The 5,531-nt window shown below is 64.3% G+C and carries 7 protein-coding genes and 1 tRNA gene; 4 read left to right on the top strand and 4 right to left on the bottom strand.

The features are described 5' to 3' along the window. From JMF90_RS22065 to JMF90_RS22055, 3 genes are all read right to left on the bottom strand, one after another. Window positions 1-695, bottom strand: a 695-nt coding sequence (locus JMF90_RS22065; protein ID WP_201325427.1) for a CNNM domain-containing protein, incomplete at its 3' end; no start/stop codon positions are given. 141 nt (window positions 696-836) lie between these two features. Then, window positions 837-913, bottom strand: a tRNA-Pro gene (locus JMF90_RS22060). A 148-nt stretch (window positions 914-1,061) separates the two neighbouring features. Beyond that, window positions 1,062-2,057: a polyprenyl synthetase family protein gene (locus JMF90_RS22055; protein ID WP_011544516.1), complete on the bottom strand. Its 996-nt coding sequence runs from the start codon at window positions 2,055-2,057 to the stop codon at window positions 1,062-1,064. A gap of 210 nt (window positions 2,058-2,267) precedes the next feature. On the opposite strand from JMF90_RS22055, the gene rplU reads away from it, so the two are divergent. The 4 genes from rplU to proB all read left to right on the top strand — a co-directional run bounded on the left by rplU (window position 2,268) and on the right by proB (window position 5,375). Further along, window positions 2,268-2,579, top strand: a complete 312-nt coding sequence (rplU, locus tag JMF90_RS22050) for a 50S ribosomal protein L21 (protein WP_006025184.1) — start codon at window positions 2,268-2,270, stop codon at window positions 2,577-2,579. A gap of 24 nt (window positions 2,580-2,603) precedes the next feature. After that, entirely contained in the window at window positions 2,604-2,867 is a 264-nt protein-coding gene (gene rpmA / locus JMF90_RS22045) for a 50S ribosomal protein L27 (protein WP_006476999.1), read from the top strand. 187 nt (window positions 2,868-3,054) lie between these two features. Beyond that, a complete protein-coding gene (gene obgE, locus JMF90_RS22040) occupies window positions 3,055-4,167 on the top strand; it encodes an Obg family GTPase CgtA (protein ID WP_006476998.1) in 1,113 nt (370 codons plus the stop codon). Between the two features lie 89 nt (window positions 4,168-4,256). Further along, window positions 4,257-5,375: a glutamate 5-kinase gene (proB, locus tag JMF90_RS22035; protein ID WP_006476997.1), complete on the top strand. Its 1,119-nt coding sequence runs from the start codon at window positions 4,257-4,259 to the stop codon at window positions 5,373-5,375. Here proB and JMF90_RS40190 read toward each other — a convergent pair. After that, window positions 5,348-5,531 (bottom strand): hypothetical protein (locus tag JMF90_RS40190; protein ID WP_236598020.1); only part of this gene is annotated, 184 nt, incomplete at its 5' end. The genes proB and JMF90_RS40190 overlap by 28 nt on opposite strands.

Raw genomic sequence — 5,531 nt, 5'->3', positions numbered from 1 at the left:
AGCTGATGCAGGATGTCGTCGAGCGGCGCGTAGAAGTTGAGCGACTCGATCTGGCGGCGCGGCACCATCACGTCGTCGACCGTGATGTTCTCGAGGTCGAACAGATTCAGCAGGATGCTGCGGTGCTTGGTCGGCATGAAACTGCTCGATTCGAGCACGATGGCCCGCAGCTCGTCGGCCGACATCCGCTGGTCGCGGCCCTTCTTCGTGTTGATGCGCAGCACCCACAGCACGCCGTTCGCGAGCGCATTGACGAACCAGACGACCGGCTTGAACACGCGCATCAGCGGGGCGATCACGAGGCTCGCCGGCAGCGCGATGCGTTCGGGGAACGTCGCGCCGACGATCTTCGGCGCGATTTCCGCGAACACGATGATCAGGAACGCGACGACGCCGGTCGCGATCGACAGTGCGAGGTTGTTGCGGCCGAACGTATGGAGCGCGAGCGACGTCGTGAGGACCGGGATGATCGTGTTGAACAGGTTGTTGCCGATCAGGATCACGCTCAGCAGCAAGTCAGTGCGCGTGAGCAGCCCCTGCGTGGTTTTCGCGCCGAGTGCGCCCTGACCGGCGAGGTGCTTCAGCCGATGGCGATTGAGCGCCATCATCGCGGTCTCGGAAATGGAAAAGAAGCTGGAACAGAGGAGAAGCAGGAAGACGGCGCCGATTTGCGCCCATAAGGGAATTTGGTCCACGCGTTGGAAAGGGCAGTGAAGGACAGGGATGGGGGAAATATAGCAGAGGCCGGCGACCGCGATGTGTCGCGCGCGATACAAGGGGCTCGCGGCGGCCGGACGAAAAAAAACCGTGCACATGGTGCACGGTTTTTTTAAATCTGGTCGGGGTGAGAGGATTCGAACCTCCGGCCTCTACGTCCCGAACGTAGCGCTCTACCAGGCTAAGCTACACCCCGATTTTTGCTCTTCGGACTTCGCCGTCTTCGTGAAGATTTCTGCGTCGTCTCAAGCAAGAACGTAACTATAACGATGTTTTTTCTAAAAGGGAATACTTTGACGAAGAAAATTTTCGAGACAGAGCATCGCTTCCCGTTCGCGGCGTGTTCATGACTGCCGCGACGTCGAGTACGAGCACAACCCGAGCAGGCTTTCCTTGTAGATCGAATCGGGGAACGCGGCAATCGCCGCTGCCGCCGCCTGCGCTTCCTGACGTGCGCATTCGAGCGTGTGGTCGAGCGCGCCCGAGCGCGTGATCGCTTCGAAAATCGTGTCGAAGCGATCGGTGCCGCCCTGTTCGATCGCCTCGCGTGCGAGCGCCGACTGTTCGGGCGTGCCGCGTTCGATCAGATAGATGAGCGGCAGTGTCGGCTTGCCTTCGCGCAGGTCGTCGCCGGCATTCTTGCCCATCGCCTCGGCGGTGCCGGCATAGTCGAGCCAGTCGTCCATGATCTGGAATGCGGTGCCGATCCGGCGGCCGTATTCGGCGGCGGCGGCCTCGGTCGGCGCATCGGCGCCCGCGAGCACCGCGCCCAGGCGCGCCGACGCCTCGAACAGCTTTGCCGTCTTGTAGCGGATCACCTGCATGTAGCGCGTTTCGTCGACGTCCGCGTCGTGCATGTTGAGGAGCTGCAGCACCTCGCCTTCGGAAATGATCGTCGTCGCTTCGGACAGGATCTCCATCACGCGCATCTTGCCGACGCCGACCATCATCTCGAACGAGCGCGAGTAGAGGTAATCGCCTACCAGCACGCTTGCCGCGTTGCCGAACAGCGCATTGGCGGTCTGGCGGCCGCGGCGCAGTTCGGATTCGTCGACGACGTCGTCATGCAGCAGCGTGGCCGTGTGGATGAACTCGACGACGGCGGCCAGCACGTGCCGCTGGTGCGACGTTTCGCCGAGCGCGCCGGCGACGAGCAGCAGCAACGCCGGACGCAGCCGCTTGCCGCCCGCGCCGATGATGTACTCGGCGATCTGGTTGATCAGCAGCACGTCGGACGCGAGGCTTTGCCGGATAACGCGATTCACCTGCTCCATGTCGCTGGTGATCGGGGCGAGCAGGTGGGCGGCGCTGAGGGTGGGGGAGGCGGTGGACGACGACATGATGATGGAATTGGGTGATGCGGCGGATTATAAGTCGAATCCGCGATATGCCGGTCTGTCAGACGTGCCGGCGGCGCGATTTTGGCCGTCCGGCAGAGGCCCGCGCGCGGTAATCGTCGATCGGTTTTGACTTCGGTGCTAACCCCATGTATAATCACGTGTTTTCCGCGCGTGGTGTGCGGAAAAATTGGATCCAGAGTGAGGTTCTCAATGTACGCGGTCATAAAAACCGGCGGCAAGCAGTACAAGGTTGCCGTTGGCGAAAAACTCAAAGTAGAACAGATACCGGCTGACATTGACGCTGAAATCACGCTCGACCAGGTTCTCGCAGTGGGCGAAGGCGAATCGATTAAGTTCGGTACGCCGCTGGTCAGTGGGGCTTCCGTCAAGGCCACCGTTGTGTCGCACGGTCGTCATGCCAAGGTCACCATCTTCAAGATGCGTCGCCGGAAGCACTACCAAAAGCACGGCGGCCACCGCCAGAACTACACTGAGCTGCGCATCGACGCGATCAACGCGTAAGCGCCTCGGTAAAGGAGCAATCAGATGGCACACAAAAAGGCAGGCGGCTCTTCCCGGAACGGCCGCGACTCCGAGTCGAAACGTCTCGGCGTGAAAGTGTACGGCGGCCAGGCAATCAATGCCGGCGGCATCATCGTGCGTCAGCGCGGTACGCGCATGCACGCAGGCGAGAACGTCGGCATGGGCAAGGATCACACCCTGTTCGCGCTGGTCGACGGTCACGTCAAGTTCGCGACGAAGGGCGCGGACAAGAAACATCTGGTCATCGTCGTCCCGGCGGCTGCCTAAGTCAGGCACCCACGGGCTTCGTAGCCGAAAGGCCCCGCAGTCTTCGCGGGGCCTTTTTTTATTGGGTCGCCGCCCGCAAGTGCGGGCCGGCGACCCTCGCGCAACCGGCGTACGATCGGCCGAACGGCAGATTGTTCAAGCGTGCCGGCGCGCGGCACAATAGCGGAAATACTGGGCGGAGTGACGAATGAAGTTCATTGACGAAGCACGAATCGAAGTCATCGCCGGCGACGGAGGCGATGGCAGCGCGTCGATGCGCCGCGAGAAATTCGTCCCGTTCGGCGGGCCGGACGGTGGCGACGGCGGCCGGGGCGGTAGCGTTTACGCGATCGCCGACCGCAACATCAACACGCTGATCGACTACCGTTACGCGAAGAAGCACCTCGCGCGCAACGGCGAGAACGGCCGCGGCTCGGATTGCTACGGCAAGGGCGGCGACGATGTCACGCTGCGCATGCCGGTCGGCACGATCATCAGCGACATGGATACGGGCGAGCTGATCGCCGACCTGACCGAGCACGACCAGCAGGTAATGCTCGCTCAGGGCGGCGCCGGCGGTCTCGGCAACCTGCATTTCAAGTCGAGCACGAACCGCGCGCCGCGCCAGAAGACGGACGGCAAGCCGGGCGAGCGGCGCATGCTGAAACTCGAGCTGAAGGTGCTCGCCGACGTCGGCCTGCTCGGCATGCCGAACGCGGGCAAGTCGACCTTCATCTCGTCGGTGTCGAACGCGAAGCCGAAGATCGCCGACTACCCGTTCACGACGCTCGCGCCGAATCTCGGCGTGGTGCGTGTCGGCCCGAGCAAGAGCTTCGTGATCGCCGATATCCCGGGGCTGATCGAAGGGGCGGCCGAAGGCGCGGGCCTCGGGCATCAATTCCTGCGTCACCTGCAGCGCACCGGCGTGCTGCTGCATCTGGTCGATCTCGCGCCGTTCGACGAAAGCGTCGATCCGGTCGCGGAAGCGACGGCGATCGTCGGCGAACTGCGCAAGTACGACGAGGCGCTCTACGAGAAGCCGCGCTGGCTCGTGCTCAACAAGCTGGACATGGTGCCGGAAGACGAGCGCGAGGCGCGCGTCGCGGATTTCCTTGACCGCTTCGGCTGGGACGGCCCCGTGTTCGAGATCTCGGCACTGACGGGCCAGGGCTGCGAAGCGCTGTGCTACGCGATCTACGACTACCTCTCCGAACATTCGGACGCGCATCGCGCGGCGGAGGCGGAGGATCTCGCAGCCGACGTGCGTTTCCGCGATGCGCCGCCGGCGAAGGGCGGTGCGACGCCGGGCGACGACGCCTGAACGTTCGCTAACGCGCCGGGCGTGCCGCCCGGCGTTGGCGTTCAATCGCGCCCGGCCGGGCATGCATCAGATACAGGAGACAGTGCAGGATGCGTTCGATCATCGCGGATTCGAAGCGATTGGTGGTGAAAGTGGGCTCGAGCCTCGTGACCAACGACGGCAAGGGGCTCGATCATGCTGCAATCGGCCGCTGGGCAGCCCAGATCGCTGCGCTGCGTGCGCAGGGCAAGGAAGTCGTGCTCGTCAGTTCGGGCGCGATTGCCGAAGGCATGCAGCGGCTCGGCTGGAGCAAGCGGCCGCGGGAAATCGACGAGCTGCAAGCCGCCGCCGCGGTCGGGCAGATGGGGCTCGCGCAAGTCTACGAGAGCCGCTTCACCGAGCACGGCATCCGCACCGCGCAGATTCTGCTCACGCACGCCGATCTGGCGGATCGCGAGCGCTACCTGAACGCGCGTTCGACGCTGCTCACGCTGCTGCGGCTCGGCGTCGTGCCGATCATCAACGAGAACGACACGGTCGTCACCGACGAAATCAAGTTCGGCGACAACGACACGCTCGGCGCACTCGTCGCGAATCTGATCGAAGGCGATGCGCTGATCATCCTCACCGACCAGTCGGGGCTGTTCACGGCCGATCCGCGCAAGGACCCGAACGCGACGCTCGTCGGCGAGGCCAATGCGGGCGCACCGGAGCTCGAGGCGATGGCGGGCGGGGCCGGTTCGAGTCTCGGCCGCGGCGGGATGCTGACGAAGATCCTCGCGGCGAAGCGGGCGGCCCACAGCGGCGCGAATACCGTGATCGCGAGTGGCCGCGAGGCCGACGTGCTCGTCCGGCTGGCGGCCGGCGAGGCGATCGGCACGCAACTGATCGCACGTACCGCGCGGATGGCGGCACGCAAGCAATGGATGGCCGACCATCTGCAGGTGCGCGGCCACGTCGTGATCGATGCGGGCGCGGTCGAGAAGCTGACGGCCGGCGGCAAGAGCCTGCTGCCGATCGGCGTGATCGACGTGCAGGGCGCGTTCGCGCGCGGCGAAGTGATCGCGTGCGTCGGCCCGGACGGGCGCGAGGTGGCGCGCGGGCTCACGAACTACAGCAGCGCGGAAACGAAGCTGATTCACCGCAAGCCGAGCGGCGAGATCGAGACCGTGCTTGGCTACATGCTGGAGCCCGAACTGATTCATCGCGACAACCTCGTGCTGGTGTAATCGCCGGCCGGGTTTCGTCGTTCAAATGAAAAAGCCCGCGCGATGCGGGCTTTTTTGTGCGGCGGACGATGCGGGCGGCCCGCGTCGCGTGCCGTCAGCGCAACTGCGTCATCGCGGTGCGGTGGAACCGGATGTTTTCGAGAATCTGCCGGGTCG

Origin of the sequence: Burkholderia sp. E168m23 (genome assembly GCF_016586125.1) — a bacterium.
GTDB lineage: Bacteria > Pseudomonadota > Gammaproteobacteria > Burkholderiales > Burkholderiaceae > Burkholderia > Burkholderia orbicola.
The sequence above is the reverse complement of the archived record's forward strand: the minus strand, read 5'-3'. Positions and strand labels throughout refer to the sequence as shown.